The following is a 579-nucleotide window of genomic DNA, read 5'->3' as shown; positions in this document are numbered from 1 at the left end:
GTCTATATATTTTTCCCTCTTTTGTGGAAAGTAAAACTAATGTTACGACCAGTAATATAGTGTCATTTTTTGAATATTCCATTCGTTTTTTATTTTTATTTTTATTTTTAGTTGATGAAAAGACCTTTCTCTCAATTAAATGTTTAATTGAGCACTTGAATTTCCTCCACCTTGTACTTTTCAAAACATAGTGTTTCAAAAATAGCCGTATCGCTTTCCTCTTTTTCCGATTTCACGACTTCTTTATTATCTTTTTCTAAAATTTGGAGCAAAATAGTTTTTCAGTTTCATATTTAAATTAGCAGTATTTATTTTTTGAATTCAATTTGTATAAATGATTGAATTGGAACTTTGACTGTTATTTCTTGCGGTGGTACAGTATCTCCTGTTACTTTCGTTTTATTTGTAATATTTTTCTATCTCGGTCCTCGCATTGACTACCACTGTATTTTGTAGTGCTTCACTGTTTTCTCAAGTTCAATAATTATATCTTGTAGAATTAAGAAAAGAACTTAGCTTATTTCGTTTACTTATCTACTCTGATATTTAGATGCTAACTACAATTAATTAATATATGAT

Annotated in this window: 1 protein-coding gene; it reads right to left on the bottom strand. The window is 27.6% G+C overall.

Annotated elements, in window-relative coordinates; all coding sequences use genetic code 11:
- Positions 1 to 143: 143 nt before the first annotated feature.
- Entirely contained in the window at positions 144 to 272 is a 129-nt protein-coding gene (locus tag DN403_RS30950; RefSeq protein WP_003281887.1) for a hypothetical protein, read from the bottom strand.
- Between the last annotated feature and the right edge of the window lie 307 nt (positions 273 to 579).

Source organism: Bacillus sp. AY2-1, from assembly GCF_008368965.1.
Taxonomy (GTDB): domain Bacteria; phylum Bacillota; class Bacilli; order Bacillales; family Bacillaceae_G; genus Bacillus_A; species Bacillus_A thuringiensis_S.
The sequence above is the reverse complement of the archived record's forward strand: the minus strand, read 5'-3'. Positions and strand labels throughout refer to the sequence as shown.